The sequence below is a fragment of the Halothece sp. PCC 7418 genome (assembly GCF_000317635.1).
In the GTDB taxonomy this organism is placed as follows: Bacteria; Cyanobacteriota; Cyanobacteriia; order Cyanobacteriales; family Rubidibacteraceae; genus Halothece.
In genome coordinates, this window is record NC_019779.1 from 707,771 (window position 1) to 726,862 (window position 19,092).

Sequence of the window (19,092 nt, forward strand, 5' to 3'; positions counted from 1 at the left end):
ACTGTTTTTCCTGAGAAGCGTTGGGCAAACTATTACCTTGGAGATGAACTAAGTAGTGCGCTTGGAAAACTCAAGGGTTCCGACCCCCACACGGTGTTCATCAAAACGATAGAATGCTATTGCATCCCGACTAGAAGTTTTATTTCAATGTTTATGAACGAGCTTAAAATCGGTTCAGTTTGAAGACTGATCCCAATTTTAAGACATCATAAAGTTAGACAAATTTCATGATTACTGAATGTGAGTATCAAAGATGGTAAGGGATAAGATGTTTAACTGGCAAAATCTGGGCATCATGGCAGCAACCACTTCGCCCTTGCAAGCACCTGAAAAAACCAAAGAAACTGTCCGTACTGGGTATCCCAATTATAAAGTGATTGTTCTGAACGATGATGTGAATACCTTTCAGCACGTCGCTAATTGCTTAATGAAGTATATTCCAGGGATGACCAGCGATCGCGCTTGGAGTTTAACCGAACAAGTTCACAACGAAGGACAAGCAATTGTTTGGGTCGGACCGCAAGAAGCAGCCGAACTCTATCACCAACAGCTTCGGCGGGAAGGATTAACTATGGCTCCTTTGGAGAAAGCATAACATGGGCAATTCTTCGCAAGGACGACTGGTTTGGAATCATTCCACTCACATCGACGGGTTAATTCCCATTTTAGAACGATTGATTACCTATCAAGGAATTTATACCGTAACGCCTGGGGTAATTAGTCGGGCTCGTAGCAATTGTCAGCAGTTCAAGTTAAGAGTATCTGTTCCCATCCGAGGGGGATATAAGGTCATTGCTCGCCAAGGAAAAAGTGTGCAAGAAGTATTTATTATTACTGATTTAAACCAACAACAACTCAAAAGTGCAATTGAAGCCTCGATTCGATAATTTTGTGCCTGAAGCTACTATTTCTTATATGATTTTATAGTAATTTTTGCAATTAAGCGCGATCGCAACTCCTGAAATCAGGAGTTTTTTTTGACAAAAAATCAAACCTTATATATAATTGCAAAAAATTGCAAATCCTAGCCAGTTTCACATCCGTAAGTACCAACCTAAAAATTGGATTTTTCCCAATCAGAGCTCATATTTTGAGGAAAACGATAACGATGAAATCAAATAATAAAGAAGCAACCCAATTGAACTCGACTCTTTCCCAACCCTGGTGGAATCGTCCTTTATGGGGGAATCAAAGCATTTGGGAACGGTTAAAAGGGATGTTTATTAGAGAACCGATTCCTGAAAGCAGCATTTTTCTTCATGATCGTGCTTTAGCACAATTAAAAAAGATTGCACCTCTCATTGAAGGAGTAAATGATGCCAAATTTGGTCATCCTGAATTTATTTTACTATTGAAAATGCGAGCTTCTTTTAATCAAGGATTAGGAGAATATAAAGGGCTTAAAGAAAATAGCGAAATGGTGAAAGCTGCTTTGGATGCAAAAGATAGCTTTTTAACGGTTGAAGAAACTGAATTTCAATATCGGAGTTACACTCAGCAAAATTTTTATGAAGAAATATTTAAATTGCTTGATTTATTTGAAAAAGATCTAATGCAAGAAGACTTTCATCAAGCTGTAGAAAACTTAGCCGAACAGACCACGCAAAAACTAAAAACAGAAGAGGGAGTACAAGCGATTCAATCTTATTCAAAAGAGCTACAGAGATTATCTTCTGAACACAAATTAGCATTACGATTACTTTATCTGTTCAAGCGTTACGAATTGACAGATTTCTCGATTTTGAAAAAAATTTCCGAATTAGTTTCTTTCTTTGAAAAAGAAGAATTACATGACCCTAAACAAGTTTTAATTCAAATCAAAGTGAACTATGGAATCTTTGAGAAATTAGGAGAAATTATTGGCATCACAGGCAAAAAGAATAATCCTGATACCTACACAAAGATTATTCAATATATTGCTTTAATGGAAAAACATAAAGATTCCTATTCTCAGTTTAAGAGATTACTTTCTTATCTGAAAGAGTGGCAAGACCCTTATGAAACTGTTGTTACATTGCGTGAAGAATATCCTGCAAAAGTATATAAATTACCGAAAACTTTTCGTGAAGAAATCCCAGGTCTTTCCCTGTATGAAAAATATAAATCTTCTCTGATTCTCCTTAATGAAAAGTAAGCGATATAGCAAGCTACACTAGATCCCCCCTTCCCCCTACTTATTCTATGTTTTGTCTGTTCGGTAATGTTATACCACTTTTAACCAAGAAGGACGTACCTTGTCGGGTGGGCCTCAATATTTCTCGTTAAACTAAATTGGGGAAAAGGTCTTATCGACGCACTGAGATAAAATCCGAACTATCATTTCTCCCCTTCCAATATTTTTCACATTTGCCCTCTAATGTGAGTTCACAGAGCAAACGAAAAGAGATATTGGCTTTTGGTTTGCTCTCTCTAATTGAAAAAAACACTGGAGGAGCAAATGAAATTTTTATCTATTTTACTGGGCACAGCAACCTCTGCTTTCATGCTCACGTCTGAGAGCTCAGCACTTGCTCAACAAGCCCCCCAACCACAACCCCCTGCTAACACCACTGAAGATTATGTTATGGAGGTTGATGAGGAGGAAATCCGAAATTTTGCTAATGCTTTTTCTGTGGTGCAAGATATTCAACGTGAATCCCGAGAAAAAATGGCACAGGCTATTGAACAAGAAGGATTAACGATTAAAGAATACAACGAGTTATATCGAGGACAAACCACTGTGGAGAATTCAGATCCCTCCACTTCAAATGTTAGTGAAGAAAAACGGCAACAGTTTGAAAACGCTGATGCTCGGATTGATGAAATTGAACAAGAAGCGCAAGCAGCTATTGAACAAGCAATTACGGATGAAGGTTTAGCTGTCGAGCGCTTTCAGCAAATTGGGATGGCAGTGCGACGTAATCCAGATTTGCAAGAACAAGTCAAGAACATTTTAGAAAATTAATCAAAATTGAATTCATTACTTTGATTTCCTGAGTTGCAGTTGATTAATAACATCGGAAATCAAAAACGCAAAACTTCCATAATGTTCAGATTAATTATCCAGATTAATTATCTAGAATCAGTGGTTCGGTCTTGAAAGGAAAATCTTAGAAATTGGAGACCTCTTACTGTGCGATCATCAGGAATAAAACTCAGTATTCGTCTTGTTTTGGTCGCTGGAGAATTCCAATTGAAATACAGGTTAGCTGAATCCAAAATTAAAATTATAAGGAGCATCTCATGAAATCTCAACTCATTGCTTTATTAATCGCAACGTCAATTTTTCCCTTATCTGCTTGTGCAACAAGTCCACAAGAAGGAGAGCAGTCTCCTGTCCAAGAAGCCCCAGATACATCGGATGATAACTATGGTTTTCCCTCGGAAAAAGAATCCGATCCATCTGAAAAAACTGCTCCTAAAGACTCGGAATCTCTTGAAGAAACTGACCCAGGAATGTCGGAAGAGCCTTCAGCTACTGACTCAGAAATGTCTGAAGAAACTGACCCAGGAATGTCGGAAGAGCCTTCAGCTACTGACTCAGAAATGCCTGAAGAAACTGACCCAGGAATGTCGGAAGAGCCTTCAGCTACTGACTCAGAAATGCCTGAAGATGGTGAATCCGAAACCTCTGGAGAGTTTTCTCCTGATAATGTAGAAATGCCTGAAGAAAGTGAGCCTGATCTCTCGGAAGACTCTTCAGATACTGACTCAGAAATGCCTGAAGAAACACCCAGTGAATTAGAAGAAGAAGAAGAAGAGACATCAGGAAATCTAGAAGAATCTTCCGATCAAGAGAGCCAGTGATTTCAGGAGCATAATGAACTGAATTCTCTTTCATAAATGCGACGAACCTGAAAGGAAATATAGCAATTGTTCCTGATCTTGCAGCTTGATGAAGGGCATAAAATGACCTGATTTCCTTCACTCGTTGCAAGAATTTTTTCCTGTATCTTGAAAGAAAGAAGATAATATTTAATCTTTTCTGCTAACTCGTTGTTAGACAAAAATAAGACTAAAACCTAGCATGAAAATTTTAATTGTTGAAGATGATGAACGCTTGAGTGAAGCCGTTGCGGAAGACTTAAGTGACCAAAACTATACGGTTGAAACGGCAACCGATGGTATTACGGGTTTCGAGCTCGCTCATACGTTTCACTATGATCTCATTTTGCTGGATCTGATGTTGCCACAACTCGATGGGATTACGTTATGCCAGCGTTTGCGCTCTGAGGGGAATGCAACGCCAGTTTTGATGTTAACGGCTCGGGATACCACTAGTGATAAAGTCGTGGGTTTAGATGCGGGTGCTGATGACTATCTGGTGAAACCGTTTGAGTTACAAGAGCTAGCAGCTCGCACTCGTGCCCTTTTACGTCGTCATCAAACCAATTTTTCACCCGCTTTAACTTGGGGAGGGCTGAAACTTGATCCCAACTCTTGTGAAGCCACTTATGAAGACTCGGATTTATCTCTGAGTCCAAAAGAGTATCGTCTCCTAGAGATGTTTTTACGCAGTGGTCGTCGTGTTTTTAGTCGCAGTCAGATTTTGGATCATCTTTGGGCTTTTGAATGTTGTCCAGAAGAAGATACCGTCAGAGCGCATATTAAGGGCTTAAGACAAAAGCTCAAAGCAGCCGGAGCACCTCCAGATTTAATCGAGACAGTTTATGGTTTGGGATATCGTCTCAAAAAGATTTAAGTTTCCCCCTCGCTCACCGGTTAGTCATTTGCACTGGCGACTGTTGCTGTCTTATTTGGGAGTAATGACAGCAATCCTCGCTGTATTTGGAAGTGGGACGTATTTATTTGTCAGTCGCAGTTTCTACCGACAACTGGATAAAAAGTTATTGACATTGGCACAAGCTGCCACTCCGTTTCATGCCAAAGTCCAAGAAAATGGTAGTAATTATCTGAATCAGGTTGATGAAGTACCGTGGCGAGATATTTTTAATCGCGATCGTCAAAGTCTGGAATGGTTTGATCCAGAAGGAAGATTGCTTGCGACTCGGGGAGAGCTCACGGTTAAGGCTTCTCCTCAAGTTGGATCACAAACAGAAACCATGCCTGCTTCTCCTCATTATATTCGCTCTTATACGATTTCTGTTTTTCGCGATCGCGCTGCGAACCCTGCTTCTGAAAGCCCCCAAACCAGTCCTAACCAACCCATCCTAGAAGGCTATATCCGAGCTTCTCAATCTACCGAAGAATTACAAACCTCTCAACAACAACTGCTGTGGGGATTAATTACTGGGGGGAGTGCTGCCGTTTTTTTATCCGCTGCGGGAGGAGTCTGGCTCACTCGTAAGGCTCTCATGCCCTTAGAAAAAAACCTGAAGCAACTCCGACAATTTACCGCCGATGCCTCTCATGAATTACGAACTCCACTTGCTGCGATTAAAAGCTCTGTGGAAGTGATGCAAAATCATCCCGAGCGCATTCATCCCAAAGATATCAGAAAAATCACTGCCATTGCCAGTGCCACTGACCAAATGGGACATCTCATTGAAAGTTTACTCTTTCTTGCCCGCGCTGATAGTGAGCAAACACCACAACTTCCCTCTTGGCACCCGATTTCATTACAAGAACTTTTAAACGATATCGTCGCCCTTTTTGAAACCACTGCCGAACGCTCTGTGATCAAGTTAATTACAAAAATTCCTGAAGATGGAGTAGTGATGGGAGACTATAACCAACTCCATCGTTTATTTGCCAATTTACTGCGAAATGCGTTTCAGTACACTCCAGAAGGCGGTTCAGTCACCGTTAGTTTAAGTCGTTTTCATCGCTTTTGTCAGGTGTCCATCATTGATACAGGAGTCGGTATCCCCCCCGATAAACAGACCTTGGTGTTTGAGCGGTTTTGGCGGGCTGACCAGTCTCGTTCCCAACGCCAGCAGGGAACTGGACTTGGACTTCCGATTGCCCGCGCGATCGCGCAACAACACGGAGGGAAAATCACACTCTCCTCAAAAGTGGGTGAGGGCAGTTGTTTTACCGTCTCTCTACCCGTTGCCCCATCAATCGTTTGAGTAATGGTCACGGAAACCAATCCTAATCAAATGCTACCACCTTGTGATCATTAAGTGACCCGTATTTCCTCGTAAATGGCTCTAGATTGCTAGTAAGCCTCGATTCTAAACAATCATTGCTGCATTTTCTGTCGTGATCTCAATCTATTCCTAAGACAAAAATTTATTATAAAATGCCATCAACCAAAAGATAGATTGAAAACCTTAAATACACTAGAAAATTGTGACAAAACTCATTATCAGGTCTCCAAAAATCATTAAGTAAAAATCACTATCTAGTACAGATTAATGGCTTTCTAGCAATTTCTAGTTGAATTAAACGAGAAAGGGGAAACTATGAAAATCAATTCTCAAGACATGACTGAACAGCACTCCAATGTCCAAAAGCCTTGGTGGGATTCTCCCTTATGGGGAGACAATAGTTTCCGAGAAAAAATGATTACCCTTTTTAAGAGAGAGCCGATTCCAGATAATAGTATTTTTCTTCATAATCGTGCTTTGACCGAACTAGAAAATATCGCTCCCTCCATGGAAGGCTTAGATGAAGCTAAATTTGGCAATCCTGAATTTCTTCTATTATTAAAGATTAAATCTTCTTTCTTAAAAGGGACTGGAGAATATACTGGTTTAAGAGAACCGAATGAGATGGTTCATGCTGCTTTGGAAGCGAAAGATAGTTTTTTAAAGATTGAAGAGACAGAATTTCAATTTCGGAGTTATAACCAGCAAGATTATTATGCCGAGGTCTTTAAGTTACTTGAACAAAATATGACCAAGGTCAGTTTTGAACAAAAAGTGCAAGTTCTTGCTGAAGAAACCATGCAAAAATTGAAAACAACAGAAGGGATCGAAGCAATCAGAAGTTATTCCCAAGAACTGAAACGCCTCTCTTATGAACACCAATTAGGCTTAAGGTTACTCTACCTTTTTAAGCGGTCTCGGTTAGCTGACTTCTCGATTCTACAGAAAATTTCCAATTTGGTGACCCAATTTGCGAAAGAAGACTTACATGATTCTAAACAAATTTTAGTTCAGGTTAAGCTCAACTATAATATGTTTGAAAAGTTAGGAGAAATCGTTGGTCTTACGGGGAAACAGAACCATCCTGAAGCCTACACCAAGATTGTCCAGCACATTGCTTTAATGGAAAAATATAAGGAATCATATATACAGTTTCAACGGTTGCTGTCTTATATCAAGCAATGGCAGAAATCCTATCATACGGTGAAAACCCTCCGTGAAGAATATCCCGCAAAGGTCTATAAGCAACCAAAAACGTTTCGGGAAAAACCACCTGGTCTCGCCATCTACGAAAAATATCAGCCTTGGCTTAGTCTCAGTCGCTATCATGATAATGCGCTTATTCAATGACTCCCGTTAAATCAAAGATTATAACGGGAGATTGAGAGTTCCAACGCTCTCCTAAATAATTGAATAGCCCATTGAGCCTAACTCTGGCACGGACGTACAAATTCTTCTCCAGTTTGTACCTCTCTAAAACCTGTTGGAAGGTTGCTGTTAGACAGGACATCTTGAGTTAGGTGGGCGAGGAGACTTAAAACTTCCAGAGCGAGAGGATTATCTCCATGTATCGTGTTCCAGTTCTATCAAAAAACGGAAAACCATTAATGCCCACTAAAGCCAGTCGCGCCCGACGTTGGCTTAAAGAAGGTAAAGCCGTGATTTACAAAAACGACTTACATTTTTTCGCAGTTCAGTTAACTACTGACTCTAGAGAGGAAACCCAACCCATAGCGGTAGGAATTGACCCAGGGAAGAATGTGCGATTCGTTCTTGCTGAAATCGCTGGGACTCCCATGAGTTCTGAGGTATAAGGCAAGGCTGGTGGTTTTACCTCCCTCGTATCGAGGATAAAAACCAATACCAGACAACTTGATATTGATGAGGGTGAGAGCCTACCGAGCATATAAGCAAAGACAGTAGGTTTAATAAAATCAAGTCCCTCCGCCCAGTGTGCGGGCTGAAAGCACTTCCCACAGCCATAGAGTTGGTTACTTGAGGTTGAAGCTGGGATGAAAGGGGGCAACACTACAAGCCTAAGTTGGTGACCCCCGAGCAAGTGGCTAAGTCTAGGAATACGAACTTACGTTTGAGTCATCGTTACTGGGAACTTGCGAAATAAGGCTGATACGCAGGGGTCGAAATAAGACCAAATTGACGGGTTTCATACTCATGCTTGTATGAAATGCACATCAAATATCAATCGGTGAAAAGTAAGGGGCTAAAGTCACAAACAATCAATATCAGGAACGAATTAACCCTCGGGTTTTCTCTTGATGAGGTCGGTCATCAAGTAGTCAGCCTAAGACGTAAACTCTAGCACCTGCTAGGAAATCCGAGGGAGAGATTGATTCAGAAGCAAAAGCCTGTTGTAATAGACAGGATAAGCTGACGGAATCACTTTAACGTAAAAGATAGAGTCTCTAAGTAGAGTGATATGTTATGAACCATCCATCGGATAGGTATGAATCAAAAACCCCACCAAAACCTCAATCCGTCGAAGACTGGAATGAAATCGATTGGAAAAAGGTAGAAGTGAATGTTTTCAAGCTCCAAAAGCGAATCTATCGAGCTTCCAGAAGTGGTGACATCAGTAAAGTCCACAAATTACAAAGACTATTGTATAAGTCTTGGTCTGCCAAGGTCTTAGCTGTGAGAAGGGTTACTCAAGATAACAAAGGGAAAAAGACAAGGGGCTGTCATCTGGGGTTTCCCCAGATGTTTATACGCCCCGCGGCGGGGATAGATGGAATTAAATCTATTACCCCAAAAGAACGTTTGATACTGGTTGAAGAGTTAGGTTTAGATGGGAAGAGTAAATCGACCCGTCGAATCTGGATTCCTAAGCCAGGAAGAGACGAAAAACGCCCCCTAGGTATCCCGACAATGAAGGAAAGAGCCAAGCAAGCCCTATTAAAACTGGCTTTAGAGCCAGAATGGGAAGCGAAGTTTGAACCTAATAGTTATGGCTTTAGACCAGGACGCTCGTGCCATGATGCGGTAGAGGCAATCTGGGCTGGTATCAATAAAAAGGCTAAATACGTCTTAGATGCCGATATAGCCAAGTGTTTCGACCGTATCGACCATGTAGCACTCCTGCGAAAACTGAATAACACCCCGACTGTAGCTCGACAAATTCGAGCATGGCTCAAGTCGGGGGTACTCGACAAAGGTGATTGGTTTCCAACAGATGAAGGCACTCCCCAAGGTGGGGTCATAAGTCCTCTCTTAGCCAATATTGCCCTTCACGGAATGGAGGAAACGGTTAAGCAATTCGCTGAATCGTGTAGCTTCATTAAAGCTAAAGGAAAGCGTGATAAGAGAAGTAGATTGAATTTCGTAAGATATGCAGACGACTTCGTAATCATGCACGAAGACCTTACCGTGATCGAGAAATGCAAGGAAATAATTGCTCAATGGCTAAGTGGTATAGGTCTAGAACTGAAACCGAGCAAGACCCGTATCTGTCACACCCTGAAAAACCTCAATGAGGAAAAAGCAGGATTTGACTTCTTAGGCTTCACTATTAGACAATTCCCCGTGGGAAAACATCATAGTGGTCGCCTTGGTACGGGATATAAAACAATAGTCAAGCCTAGCGAAGAAAAAGTTAAGTTACATTACCAGAAAATAGCAGATACCATCACCGCCTTAAACTCAGCTAAACAGAGTGATTTAATAAGCACTCTTAACCCAATCATCAGGGGTTGGTGCAATTATTATGCTTCGGTGTGTAGTAAAGAGGTATTCAGTGACCTCAAAGATATGGTGCAAAAACGCCTTATTCGCTGGGCTAAACGCCGTCATCCAAACAAGTCTTGGGATTGGGTCAGCAAGCGATATTGGCACAGTCTAGATAATGACCGATGGGTATTTTCAACGCCAAGTAATCAACCAAATGACCTAACTTGCGGGAATCTTCATTTGATTAAACACTCTTGGACACCAATTGTTAGACATACCAAGGTCAAAGGCGATGTATCTCCCTATAATGGAGATTGGCGGTACTGGTCGCAAAGAATGGGAAAATATGTCGGATTCCCCAGTAACATAGCGACTTTAATGAAAAAACAAAAAGGGAAATGCTCCCATTGTGGGCTTTACTTCAAAGATGGAGATATTCAAGAAATCGATCACATTATCCCCAAGAAATTAGGGGGTAAGAACAGTTACAAGAATCTCCAATTGTTACATCGGCACTGTCATCATGTCAAATCTGCGTCTGATGGTTCGTAGTGGCAGTACCCATGACAAGGGTTGCGTTAGAGAGGAGCGCAGTGAGGTGAAAGTCTCATGCTGCGTTTTGAAGACCAGTCTGGAGGGTGACCTTCAGGCTGAGTTTAATTACTCAGGAATTGGAGTTCAGTCATCTAAAACGACTTTGTTCACTGCTCACCTAGAGTTGCCTTTTCAACGAGTTAAAGACCGAATGGAAACCAGGGCGATGATGCGTCGCAATAGAAGGGGAAGACGAATTAATCGTAAATTACCCTTTGACCAACGTTCTCACCGTCAGAAACGCTTTAGCAACCGTCGAGGTAACAAACTGCCTCCCAGTATTAAGGCGAACCGACAACTAGAATATCGAGTAGTCAAGGAATTATCCCAACTTTTTCCGATTACCTCTATCATCTACGAAATTGTTAAAGCGAAAGGGGATAAGGGGTTCTCGCCTGTTATGGTTTCTCAGAAAGTAATGACAGAACAGTGGCTACCGAACATTGCTCCCGTCACCGCTAAATACGGTTGGGAAACTTCAAAAAGAAGAGAACTTCTTGGGTTAGAAAAGGATAAACAGAAATCCAACCAAACCCCTGCTACTCATGCTGTAGATGGTGTGGCTCTAGCTTCCCACGAGTTCTTAAAGTACAAGTTTCTCAAGGGGGATCAGGGCTGGTTTGAAGGAAGTGTCGAGATAACTAATGCTCCTTTTTCAGTAATTAAGCGACCTCCAGTTAGTCGCCGTCAGCTTCACTTAATGATTCCTGCTAAAGGTGGAATAAGACGCAAGTATGGAGGAACAGTCACCAGACACGGTTTCCGTAAAGGGGATTATGTTGAAGTGGAACGCAAAGGAATCAAATATCGAGGATGGGTTTCAGGAGATACAAAAACTCAAATTTCAGTTTCTGATTTTGGTTGGAAAAGGGTCGGACAGTTTTCTGCTAAAAAGACTCAACTGTTAAAACGCTCAACAAACTTAATCGTAAATACATCAAATGGGAGGCGTGCTTTCCTGAGGGGAGTAGCGTCTGGGGTTTCCCCAGACGTTTATACGCCCCGTCTCCCGTTAAATCAAAGATTATAACGGGAGTCTCCAGCACGAAGAAACAGATGAGGTTAATTTGCTGTAGGGGATTTGCTAATAGTTACTAATATGTGCTAACATTAGCTTATGTCTTATGTTCCTCTTAGAAAAGCAGTTGAAACACCCTTGACTGCACCCCAACACCCTTAGAAAAGAGGCGCGATCAAGGGAAAATCAAATCAATCAGAAACGAGGCAGGGCAAAGGTTATTCGACTGCAACTCCTAGATCAAAGGAGCAACTGAAGGGCGCATTATTTGCTACTGTCGCGTCTCCTCCCACAAACAAAAAGACGACTTATTGCGACAAGAAGCCTACCTCCTCTCCCTCTACCCCGAAGCAGAAGTTATTAAAGACATCGGGTCTGGATCAACTTCAAGCGAAAAGGATTGCGCTCCTTATTGGACAGACTGCTGCGCGGAGATCAGTTCATCCTTGTTGTTGCCTGTCGAGACCGACTCCTCCGATTCGGATTTGAACTCATCGAATATATGGTTCAGTCCAACGGTGGGAAAATCGTGGTTCTCGAACAATCTGTTCACTGTCCAGAATCAGAACTTACCGCCGATCTTCTCTCCATCATTCACGTCTTCAGTTGTCGAATGCACGGACTCCGAAAGTACGCTAAGAAGATCAAGCAAGATCAGGATATTCCTAAGTAGTGAGCAAAAACGGATCGTCCGTCATTGGTTTGGAGTATCGCGGTTTGTCTTTAACCGAACGAAGCCTAGATCCCTAACATGACTTTTACTCCCCAACCGACTGCTGATGGCTCTTATACCTTTTTTTCTCCTGAGTTTGAAGAAACCTTTCATTCTTTGCGGGGAGCGAAAGAAGAAGCGCAAGAAAAATTTATTATTCCTTGTCAGTTAGCAGAAAAAGCAAAGCACCACTCTCAACTGAGCATTCTGGATATTTGCTATGGCTTAGGCTATAACACCGCAGCAGCCATGGAAACGGTTTGGGGGATTAATCCCGATTGTCAGTTAGAAATCATTGCTTTAGAATCAGATTTGCGAGTTCCCCAAGCAACAACTGAGCATCACCTTTTAGAGCAATGGTCATCTCCTATTCCCCAATTACTGAGCACCCTAGCCCAAGCCCAGTTTCTGGATCACTCTCATTGTCAAGCTCACCTCTTCATTGGAGATGCCCGAAACACCATTCAAGATGTTATTCAACAAGACTTCCAAGCAGATGCCATCTTTCTTGATCCCTTTTCCCCGCCTCATTGTCCCCAACTCTGGAGTGTAGAATTTCTTGCTTTAGTGGCTCAATGTCTCGATACCAACGGACGACTAGCCACCTATTCTTGTGCAGCAGGGATGCGAACGGCTCTCAGTTTAGCGGGTCTTCATTATACTTCAACAATGGGGATGAATCGGCGTTCGACTGTAGCCAGTTGGAATGGTGAAGATTTATCTCCCTTATCACAACTCGATCGCGAACACCAACAGACTCGGGCTGCAATTCCTTACCGTGATCCCAATTTAGAGGACTCAACAGAGACGATTTTAGAACGTCGTCAACAAGAACAACTGAATAGTAACCTAGAAACGACCAGTCAATGGCGTAAGCGTTGGCGCAAACGAACCGAAGAATCGAAAGTTGTTGAGTCGTTTTAAGCAGTTTAAGGAAATAAATTATTATCGTTTACCAATTCTATTTATTATTCTTGTTGTTGGCTTTTCGCTGAACAAAAATCCCTTTCGAGCCTTTAATCCCCCCTCTTCTCCGCCTCCGATTCCTAAGGCGATTAAACTGGAAACATGGCAACAACAGCTTGGGCATAAAATGACGACCCTTCGTCAAGAGATTCCCACAGCCAGTCGGGTGGTTGTAGTTCCTGATACCGTAACGTTTCTCCAAGCGATTCAAGACTGGAGTTTAGAGCAGCGTTATCCGATCTTAATTGCAGATGATTACTATACGCCTCTGTTTCTGAAGCGTTTTCAACCAGAAGAAGTGATTCGAGTTGCTTCCGTGAAAGACTCCTTTTTTCAAGACAAAAAACAGCTTATGGAAGAAGCCGTGGCTGCTGCATGGGAGAGTGAAGCAAGCACACTGCAAGAGACTTGGCAGGAGTTAGGATGGCAACCCCCAGGAGTGGTAATAACCTCTGTGCATGATTCGGCTGCGGTTGCTGCTGTGGCGTTGGCAGCCGATCGCGGTCAGCCTTTACGCTTTTTAGAAGGGTACTTTGGCAAGGTGAATCAAACTCTCTCCGCAAAGGGTTGGCAGGTTTTAAATCAGGAAGTGCAAGGGTTAATTGCCAGTACGGGATATGATTATCAACAGCTTGGAGATACCATTGATACGATGACTCTAGTGCGGGAGCTTCCTGTAAAGTATCGCAGCCCTAAAAATCGGCAGTTATTAGCGGTGACTGATGGTTTGGGAAGACATGAAGACGGACAACGGTACGCGATCGCGGGATGGATTTATGGAAGTGCGGAACGGGCTGTCTATCAAGCGATGTGTGCTATTTTCCTCGATGCTGATCGTGCCTTGCTTTATGACAGCTATCCCAACACAGAACGCTGGGAGGCTTATCATTTTGAACAAGGAAGTCAACGCTTAGAAAAAATGGGTCTAATGACAACCGAAATCAAACCTGAACAAGCCAATCAAAAAACGTGGCAAAATCTGACCACCCAACCTTGGAATTATGATTTAATTTTCATGAATTCTCGGGGGGGCAAAGCAGATTTTGCTGTGGGAAATGGACACGCCTCCGTAGAAGACATTCCCTCTTTAGCGACACCAACCGCAATCCATTTGATTCACAGTTTTTCTGCGACAACCCCCAATGATGTCAATACGATCGCGGGACGTTGGTTAGATTATGGCGTGTATGCTTATGTGGGGAGTGTTGATGAACCTTATGTCACTGGCTTTGTTCCCCCCCACGCGATTATTGCTCGCTTGTCATATCAAGTTCCCTTTTTGGTTTCCGCACGCTATGTGGACACTCCCCCTTGGAAAATTACAACCATTGGCGATCCGTTAATGGTCTTCAACTAAGTCGCGGGAGTCCCTACGCTCAGCGTAAGCGGCGTAGGGAGGGATAGCGGGTAATTTGAGACCTCGATGGTCGAAAATTACCAAATCTGTTATGATCAAAAACATTCACCTTTTGAAAGCTAATATGTCTGAAGTCCAAACCGTAACAGTAGCTTGTAAGCTAAAGGTTAATAATGATGTCGCCAAAGAGATTGACGATACTTTGCTTGCCTTTAGTTCTGCTTGCGATTGGGTAAATCAGAACACTCCTCCGAAAAATGACTAACAAGACAGCAATGCAGTCATTGGTCTATCAAGAGGTGCGAACTCGGTTTGGGTTGTCAGCCAACTTAGCTATTCAGGCGATTCGGAGAGTTTGCGCTAACCGAAAAACTGCTAAACAAAAGAATAAGCCAGTTAAAGCATTCTCCCCTACTTCAGCGAGTTATGACGCAAGAATCTTCAGTTTTTAGAGAGAAAGATTGGACAGTCTCGATCAAGCTCATAAATAGTCGCCCTCGCTTAGAGTTGTTAATTGGAAACTACCAACGACATTTGTTAAAAGGGAGTAAGCCTACTTCGGCGACTTTGGTTAAGCGAAAAGATGGGACTTATTACGTCCATATTCAGATTGACCGAGACACCCCCGACCCGACCGAAACTGATCAGGTTTTAGGGGTGGATTTAGGTAGAACGGATATTGCAACAACATCACAAGGGGAATCCTGGTCTGGGAAACAGATTACGGATAAGCGAAACCATTACCACCAAATGAGAGCAGTTCTCCAAAGGAAAGCTGTGAAAGGCACAAGAAGTTCTCGGCGAAGATGTCGCCAACTTCAGAAACGGTTGTCAGGTAGAGAGAAACGCTTTCAGAAGTGGGTAAACCATAATATTAGTCGGTTGTTGGTTGATAATGCTGTAACCAACAACTTAGTCATTGCGTTAGAAGATTTAACTGGAATTAGAAAGCGTACCAATAAAAACCCAAGAAGCAAGAAAGATAAGCGACTTGGGAATAATTGGGCGTTTTACCAGTTAAGACAGTTCATCTCTTACAAGTGTGCCTTAAAAGGGGTAAAGCTGGTCTTTGTTAACCCAGCTTATACCTCCAAGACTTGTTCCCAATGCCTCCATATTGGGGAGAGAAAAGGAAAGCGGTTTTCCTGTGAGCACTGCAAAAATAAGATGGACGCTGACCTAAACGGCGCAAAGAATATAGAAGCATTGGGGGCTGTTGTAAACCAGCCTAGAGGCACGGGATTGTCTTGTCGGTTAAGTCTGAACAGGGAATATGTTCAGCTTAGCTTATTTGACAACTCAGGGCTACAGAAAGCGTCTCGCGAGCGCGTAAGCGGCGAGACGTAGTTTACCGAAACAACTCACAAACAGGAAGAATAATTGTGGCACATTGGTCTTGTATGAAGCACTGCGGTGCTTGCTGTTATCTTAACCCCGATGAGCGAGAGGAACTCGATCGTTATCTCACCGCCGAGGAACTGGCTCAATATTACAGTTTAGTGGGTGCAGATGGGTGGTGTATTCATTATGAAAAAGACACCCGCACCTGTGGCATTTATGAACAACGCCCCAGCTTTTGTCGAGTCAGTGTCCAGAACTTTGAACGGATGTTTGGGGTCACTGAAGAAGACTTTAATGAATTTGCCATTGACTGCTGTTGTGAACAGATTGCGAGTGTTTATGGCGAAGACAGTGGGGAGATGACTCGCTATTTAGATCCTGTGGAAGAACCGCGATAGAATGGTGCAGAAGATTCAGAGGATTTATTGAAAGCAGTGACTAAACAGCGCGATCGCGTTTCGACTCAGCCCTCAACCCCAAAAACTCGCCTCTTTCAACAGGGGTTTTCTGCGGTGTTCTTTTCCACTTTTGTCACCATTTTTCTGGCAGAAATTGGAGATAAAACGCAGCTAGCAACGCTTTTAATCTCTGCTGAATCGCGATCGCCGTTTGTTGTCTTCTTTGGGGCTGCTCTCGCTTTAATCATGACTAGTTTAATTGGCGTTCTCTTGGGGCAATGGTTAGCCAAACGCCTTTCTCCTCAACGATTGGAAGTGATTGTCGCAGGACTGCTTCTGGTCATTGCCGTTTTACTGTTGGGAGATGTGGTTGAAGGGGTTTAAGCGATCAGTGATAGTCTAAAAAATAAAGCAATTCATGATTCAGGTTATGGAATATCGTCAACTGGGAAATACTGACCTACAAGTAAGTCTGATCTGCTTAGGAACGATGACTTGGGGCGAACAAAACACCCCAGAAGAAGGCTTTGCACAGATGGATTATGCCCTAGAACAAGGGATTAATTTCTTTGATACCGCAGAAATGTATGCAGTGCCACCGAAAGCAGAAACTTATGGACGCACAGAAGAAATTATTGGGGAATGGTTTCAAAGTCGTAAACAGCGCGATCGCGTGATTCTTGCCAGTAAGGTTGCAGGAAAAACAACAATGGACTGGATTCGTGGGGGAAATAACCAGCTAGACCGCAAAAATATTACAGAAGCCCTCGAAAATAGCCTCAAACGCCTCAAAACCGATTGTATTGACCTCTACCAACTGCACTGGCCCGATCGTCCCACCAATCGCTTTGGCAAGCTGGGATTTGCTTATGCAGCAGACGAACTTCCTCCCCATGAAGAAGAAAAAATGCACGAAATCCTCAGCATACTAGGAGACTTGATCAAGGCTGGAAAAATACGCGCGATCGGCTTATCCAACGAAAGCCCTTGGGGAGTGATGACCTATCTCCGACTCGCCGAAAAATATAGTCTTCCTCGCATGGTGAGTATTCAAAATGCTTACAACTTATTAAACCGCAAATTTGAAGTGGGCTTATCCGAAATTGCAGTGCGAGAAAACTGTGGCTTACTCGCCTATTCTCCCCTTGCTGCGGGAACATTAACGGGTAAATATTTAGGGGGGAAGATTCCTGCTGGAAGTCGGCGCAGTCTCGATTCCCGCTCTTCTCGCTACGATAATCCTCGCGCGGAAAGTGCGACCAAAGCCTATTTAGAAGTCGCAAAACGTCATAACTTAGACCCAGCGCAAATGGCGATCGCGTTTGTGAATCAACAACCGTTTCTCACGTCCAATATTATCGGCGCAACCAGTATGGAACAGTTGAAAACGAACATCGGGGCAATTCACTTAAAATTGTCGGAAGAGGCTTTAAAAGATATTGAAGCTGTCCATCAACAACAACCGAATCCTTGTCCTTAAACTCCCATGGTACAAACCTCAGAAACCTCGACCCTAGAAAATAGCGGTTATAGCAGTGAACAACCCTTACCCCCGACAACCTCCCCTGCTTCTATTCCCACTCGCCCTTCCTTCTCCTTTCTGAAAGCCTTTTTACTCATGACCACTGGGGGTATCACCTTAGTCACTTTGCTGATTTTAATTGGAATTTGGCGGGCAGGAACAGGCTTTTTTAGTTTAGTCGAAAGCCTGTTTAACGCGCCCCCTCCTCAGCCAGAAGTTGCCATGCCCACGCTGGTAGTGAATCAAATTCAAGGAGTGAGTGATTTAACAACAGCAGTGTTTACCATGGAAGCAATTGTTCCGACCCAACAAGACCGCAAGTTGGGGAATGTCACCCTCGGGACAACTCGGTTACTTTATATCGCTCAAGGGGAAGTCCGCGCAGGAGTTGATTTAAGCGCCATTACCGCAGAAGATATTGTGGTTAATGAAGAAACCGACAGTGTGGTCGTTAATATTCCCAGTGCTGAAATTTTAGACCATAACTTAAATGTCAATCACTCTCAGGTGTATGACTATGATCGCGGTTTTTTGAATTTAGGTCCAGATGTCGCCCCACAACTGCAAACTTTAGCGCAACAAAAGACCCTCGATAAAGTGTTGAGTGCTGCGTGTCAGCAAGGAATTTTAGACCAAGCGCGCGATCGCGCACAACTGACAATTAAAGAACTCTTAACCGCCAGTGGCTACAGCAATGTCAAGGTCGTTTCTGAGGTTTCTGCGAATCACCAGTGCGCGGTAAAATAGCTTTACATTAGATGGACAACAAGTAACTATGACAAACTCGGAAACAGTCAGTGAAACCCAACTTTCTGCTGAAGCCTATAAACAAAAAATGCAACGGCGGAAAGAAGTGCAAGAAGAACGATTAAAAGCGCGAACTAATGAAAAAGGCTTAATTGTCGTTAATACAGGACCTGGAAAAGGGAAAACCAGTGCAGCATTAGGGATGGTCGTGCGGTCTCTGGGTCATGGCTTTAAGGTCGCGATCGTCCAATTTATTAAAGGGGCGTGGGAACCTGCGGAAAAAAGAGTCTTTGAACAGTGGTCAGATCAACTGGTGTTTCACGCCATGGGAGAAGGCTTTACTTGGGAAACACAAGACCGCGATCGCGATACGGAAAAAGCCCAAGCTGCATGGGAAAAAAGTTTAACCTATATCCATGACTCGAACTATCGTTTAGTTTTACTCGATGAAATTAATGTTGCTTTGAAACTCGGCTATCTCGATGTCGCGACAGTCGTTGCAGGCTTAGCGGGAAAACCAGAAGACTCTCACGTCATTTTAACGGGTCGTGGTGCGCCCACAGAATTAATTGAAGCAGCAGACTTAGTGACCGAAATGAAACTGATTAAACATCCCTTCCGCGAACAAGGGGTCAAAGCCCAACCTGGAATTGAATTTTAAAGTCAAGTGACCAGTGACCAGTTATCAGTGACCAGTTATCAGTGACCAGTGACCAGTGAC

21 protein-coding genes and 1 pseudogene are annotated in these 19,092 nt (G+C 43.0%); all 22 read left to right on the forward strand.

Translation table 11 applies throughout. The annotated features are described in order from the left end of the window. Positions 1-295: 295 nt before the first annotated feature. The 22 genes and pseudogenes from clpS (at position 296) to cobO (ending at position 19,032) form a co-directional block, all read left to right on the forward strand. Positions 296-595, forward strand: a complete 300-nt coding sequence (gene clpS / locus PCC7418_RS03165; RefSeq protein WP_216086707.1) for an ATP-dependent Clp protease adapter ClpS — start codon at positions 296-298, stop codon at positions 593-595. Position 596: 1 nt separating this feature from the next. Then, positions 597-887 carry a DUF2103 domain-containing protein gene (locus PCC7418_RS03170; RefSeq protein WP_015224731.1) on the forward strand — a complete coding sequence of 97 codons (291 nt, stop codon included), beginning with the start codon at positions 597-599 and terminating at the stop codon, positions 885-887. A 221-nt stretch (positions 888-1,108) separates the two neighbouring features. Continuing rightward, the gene (locus PCC7418_RS03175; protein ID WP_015224732.1) at positions 1,109-2,134 is read left to right on the forward strand and encodes a hypothetical protein; all 1,026 of its coding nucleotides are present in this window, start codon (positions 1,109-1,111) and stop codon (positions 2,132-2,134) included. A 303-nt stretch (positions 2,135-2,437) separates the two neighbouring features. After that, a complete protein-coding gene (locus PCC7418_RS03180) occupies positions 2,438-2,944 on the forward strand; it encodes a DUF4168 domain-containing protein (RefSeq protein ID WP_015224733.1) in 507 nt (168 codons plus the stop codon). Between the two features lie 278 nt (positions 2,945-3,222). Continuing rightward, a complete protein-coding gene (locus tag PCC7418_RS03185) occupies positions 3,223-3,786 on the forward strand; it encodes a hypothetical protein (protein ID WP_015224734.1) in 564 nt (187 codons plus the stop codon). 220 nt (positions 3,787-4,006) lie between these two features. Next, a complete protein-coding gene (locus PCC7418_RS03190) occupies positions 4,007-4,681 on the forward strand; it encodes a response regulator transcription factor (protein WP_015224735.1) in 675 nt (224 codons plus the stop codon). After that, positions 4,650-6,011: a cell wall metabolism sensor histidine kinase WalK gene (locus PCC7418_RS03195; protein WP_150107020.1), complete on the forward strand. Its 1,362-nt coding sequence runs from the start codon at positions 4,650-4,652 to the stop codon at positions 6,009-6,011. The genes PCC7418_RS03190 and PCC7418_RS03195 overlap by 32 nt, the downstream gene beginning before the upstream one ends. Before the next feature lie 336 nt (positions 6,012-6,347). Next, a complete protein-coding gene (locus PCC7418_RS03200; RefSeq protein WP_015224737.1) occupies positions 6,348-7,382 on the forward strand; it encodes a hypothetical protein in 1,035 nt (344 codons plus the stop codon). Between the two features lie 215 nt (positions 7,383-7,597). Next, positions 7,598-7,789: pseudogene (locus tag PCC7418_RS03205) on the forward strand (RRXRR domain-containing protein); the annotation flags it as partial. A gap of 685 nt (positions 7,790-8,474) precedes the next feature. After that, entirely contained in the window at positions 8,475-10,268 is a 1,794-nt protein-coding gene (gene ltrA / locus PCC7418_RS03210; RefSeq protein ID WP_015224739.1) for a group II intron reverse transcriptase/maturase, read from the forward strand. Then, a complete protein-coding gene (locus PCC7418_RS03215; RefSeq protein ID WP_015224740.1) occupies positions 10,240-11,340 on the forward strand; it encodes an RRXRR domain-containing protein in 1,101 nt (366 codons plus the stop codon). The genes ltrA and PCC7418_RS03215 overlap by 29 nt, the downstream gene beginning before the upstream one ends. A 400-nt stretch (positions 11,341-11,740) precedes the next feature. Further along, positions 11,741-12,001 (forward strand): recombinase family protein, encoded by a 261-nt coding sequence (locus PCC7418_RS21285; protein WP_396275434.1) that lies wholly within the window; start codon positions 11,741-11,743, stop codon positions 11,999-12,001. Next, positions 11,988-12,083, forward strand: coding sequence for a helix-turn-helix domain-containing protein (locus tag PCC7418_RS21290; protein ID WP_396275482.1), 96 nt, complete (start codon positions 11,988-11,990; stop codon positions 12,081-12,083). Before PCC7418_RS21285 ends, PCC7418_RS21290 begins: the two co-directional genes overlap by 14 nt. Continuing rightward, positions 12,080-12,964, forward strand: coding sequence for a tRNA (5-methylaminomethyl-2-thiouridine)(34)-methyltransferase MnmD (locus PCC7418_RS03225; protein ID WP_015224741.1), 885 nt, complete (start codon positions 12,080-12,082; stop codon positions 12,962-12,964). Before PCC7418_RS21290 ends, PCC7418_RS03225 begins: the two co-directional genes overlap by 4 nt. Further along, entirely contained in the window at positions 12,951-14,363 is a 1,413-nt protein-coding gene (locus PCC7418_RS03230) for a hypothetical protein (RefSeq protein ID WP_015224742.1), read from the forward strand. The genes PCC7418_RS03225 and PCC7418_RS03230 overlap by 14 nt, the downstream gene beginning before the upstream one ends. A 124-nt stretch (positions 14,364-14,487) precedes the next feature. Beyond that, positions 14,488-14,628 carry a hypothetical protein gene (locus PCC7418_RS20825; protein WP_235620733.1) on the forward strand — a complete coding sequence of 47 codons (141 nt, stop codon included), beginning with the start codon at positions 14,488-14,490 and terminating at the stop codon, positions 14,626-14,628. Between the two features lie 161 nt (positions 14,629-14,789). Continuing rightward, complete coding sequence (locus tag PCC7418_RS03235) at positions 14,790-15,710, forward strand: transposase (RefSeq protein ID WP_235620734.1); 921 nt, start codon at positions 14,790-14,792, stop codon at positions 15,708-15,710. Between the two features lie 35 nt (positions 15,711-15,745). Continuing rightward, a complete protein-coding gene (locus PCC7418_RS03240) occupies positions 15,746-16,102 on the forward strand; it encodes a YkgJ family cysteine cluster protein (protein WP_015224743.1) in 357 nt (118 codons plus the stop codon). 27 nt (positions 16,103-16,129) lie between these two features. Beyond that, positions 16,130-16,486 (forward strand): TMEM165/GDT1 family protein, encoded by a 357-nt coding sequence (locus PCC7418_RS03245; protein ID WP_015224744.1) that lies wholly within the window; start codon positions 16,130-16,132, stop codon positions 16,484-16,486. Between the two features lie 34 nt (positions 16,487-16,520). Continuing rightward, on the forward strand, positions 16,521-17,582 hold the full coding sequence (locus PCC7418_RS03250; protein ID WP_235620735.1) for an NADP(H)-dependent aldo-keto reductase: 1,062 nt from the start codon (positions 16,521-16,523) through the stop codon (positions 17,580-17,582). Between the two features lie 6 nt (positions 17,583-17,588). After that, on the forward strand, positions 17,589-18,371 hold the full coding sequence (locus tag PCC7418_RS03255) for a DUF4230 domain-containing protein (RefSeq protein ID WP_015224746.1): 783 nt from the start codon (positions 17,589-17,591) through the stop codon (positions 18,369-18,371). 28 nt (positions 18,372-18,399) lie between these two features. After that, on the forward strand, positions 18,400-19,032 hold the full coding sequence (cobO, locus tag PCC7418_RS03260; protein ID WP_015224747.1) for a cob(I)yrinic acid a,c-diamide adenosyltransferase: 633 nt from the start codon (positions 18,400-18,402) through the stop codon (positions 19,030-19,032). Positions 19,033-19,092: the final 60 nt, after the last annotated feature.

What these genes read in the sequence shown, in the direction of transcription:
- PCC7418_RS03200 (WP_015224737.1), top strand. Translation starts at nt 6,348, where the DNA reads ATGAAAATCAATTCTCAAGACATGACTGAACAGCACTCCAATGTCCAA.
- PCC7418_RS03215 (WP_015224740.1), top strand. Translation starts at nt 10,240, where the DNA reads ATGTCAAATCTGCGTCTGATGGTTCGTAGTGGCAGTACCCATGACAAG.
- ltrA (WP_015224739.1), top strand. Translation starts at nt 8,475, where the DNA reads ATGAACCATCCATCGGATAGGTATGAATCAAAAACCCCACCAAAACCT.
- PCC7418_RS03250 (WP_235620735.1), top strand. Translation starts at nt 16,521, where the DNA reads ATGATTCAGGTTATGGAATATCGTCAACTGGGAAATACTGACCTACAA.
- PCC7418_RS03180 (WP_015224733.1), top strand. Translation starts at nt 2,438, where the DNA reads ATGAAATTTTTATCTATTTTACTGGGCACAGCAACCTCTGCTTTCATG.
- PCC7418_RS03175 (WP_015224732.1), top strand. Translation starts at nt 1,109, where the DNA reads ATGAAATCAAATAATAAAGAAGCAACCCAATTGAACTCGACTCTTTCC.
- PCC7418_RS03195 (WP_150107020.1), top strand. Translation starts at nt 4,650, where the DNA reads ATGGTTTGGGATATCGTCTCAAAAAGATTTAAGTTTCCCCCTCGCTCA.
- PCC7418_RS03225 (WP_015224741.1), top strand. Translation starts at nt 12,080, where the DNA reads ATGACTTTTACTCCCCAACCGACTGCTGATGGCTCTTATACCTTTTTT.
- clpS (WP_216086707.1), top strand. Translation starts at nt 296, where the DNA reads ATGGCAGCAACCACTTCGCCCTTGCAAGCACCTGAAAAAACCAAAGAA.
- cobO (WP_015224747.1), top strand. Translation starts at nt 18,400, where the DNA reads ATGACAAACTCGGAAACAGTCAGTGAAACCCAACTTTCTGCTGAAGCC.
- PCC7418_RS20825 (WP_235620733.1), top strand. Translation starts at nt 14,488, where the DNA reads ATGTCTGAAGTCCAAACCGTAACAGTAGCTTGTAAGCTAAAGGTTAAT.
- PCC7418_RS03170 (WP_015224731.1), top strand. Translation starts at nt 597, where the DNA reads ATGGGCAATTCTTCGCAAGGACGACTGGTTTGGAATCATTCCACTCAC.
- PCC7418_RS03255 (WP_015224746.1), top strand. Translation starts at nt 17,589, where the DNA reads ATGGTACAAACCTCAGAAACCTCGACCCTAGAAAATAGCGGTTATAGC.
- PCC7418_RS03235 (WP_235620734.1), top strand. Translation starts at nt 14,790, where the DNA reads ATGACGCAAGAATCTTCAGTTTTTAGAGAGAAAGATTGGACAGTCTCG.
- PCC7418_RS03185 (WP_015224734.1), top strand. Translation starts at nt 3,223, where the DNA reads ATGAAATCTCAACTCATTGCTTTATTAATCGCAACGTCAATTTTTCCC.
- PCC7418_RS03190 (WP_015224735.1), top strand. Translation starts at nt 4,007, where the DNA reads ATGAAAATTTTAATTGTTGAAGATGATGAACGCTTGAGTGAAGCCGTT.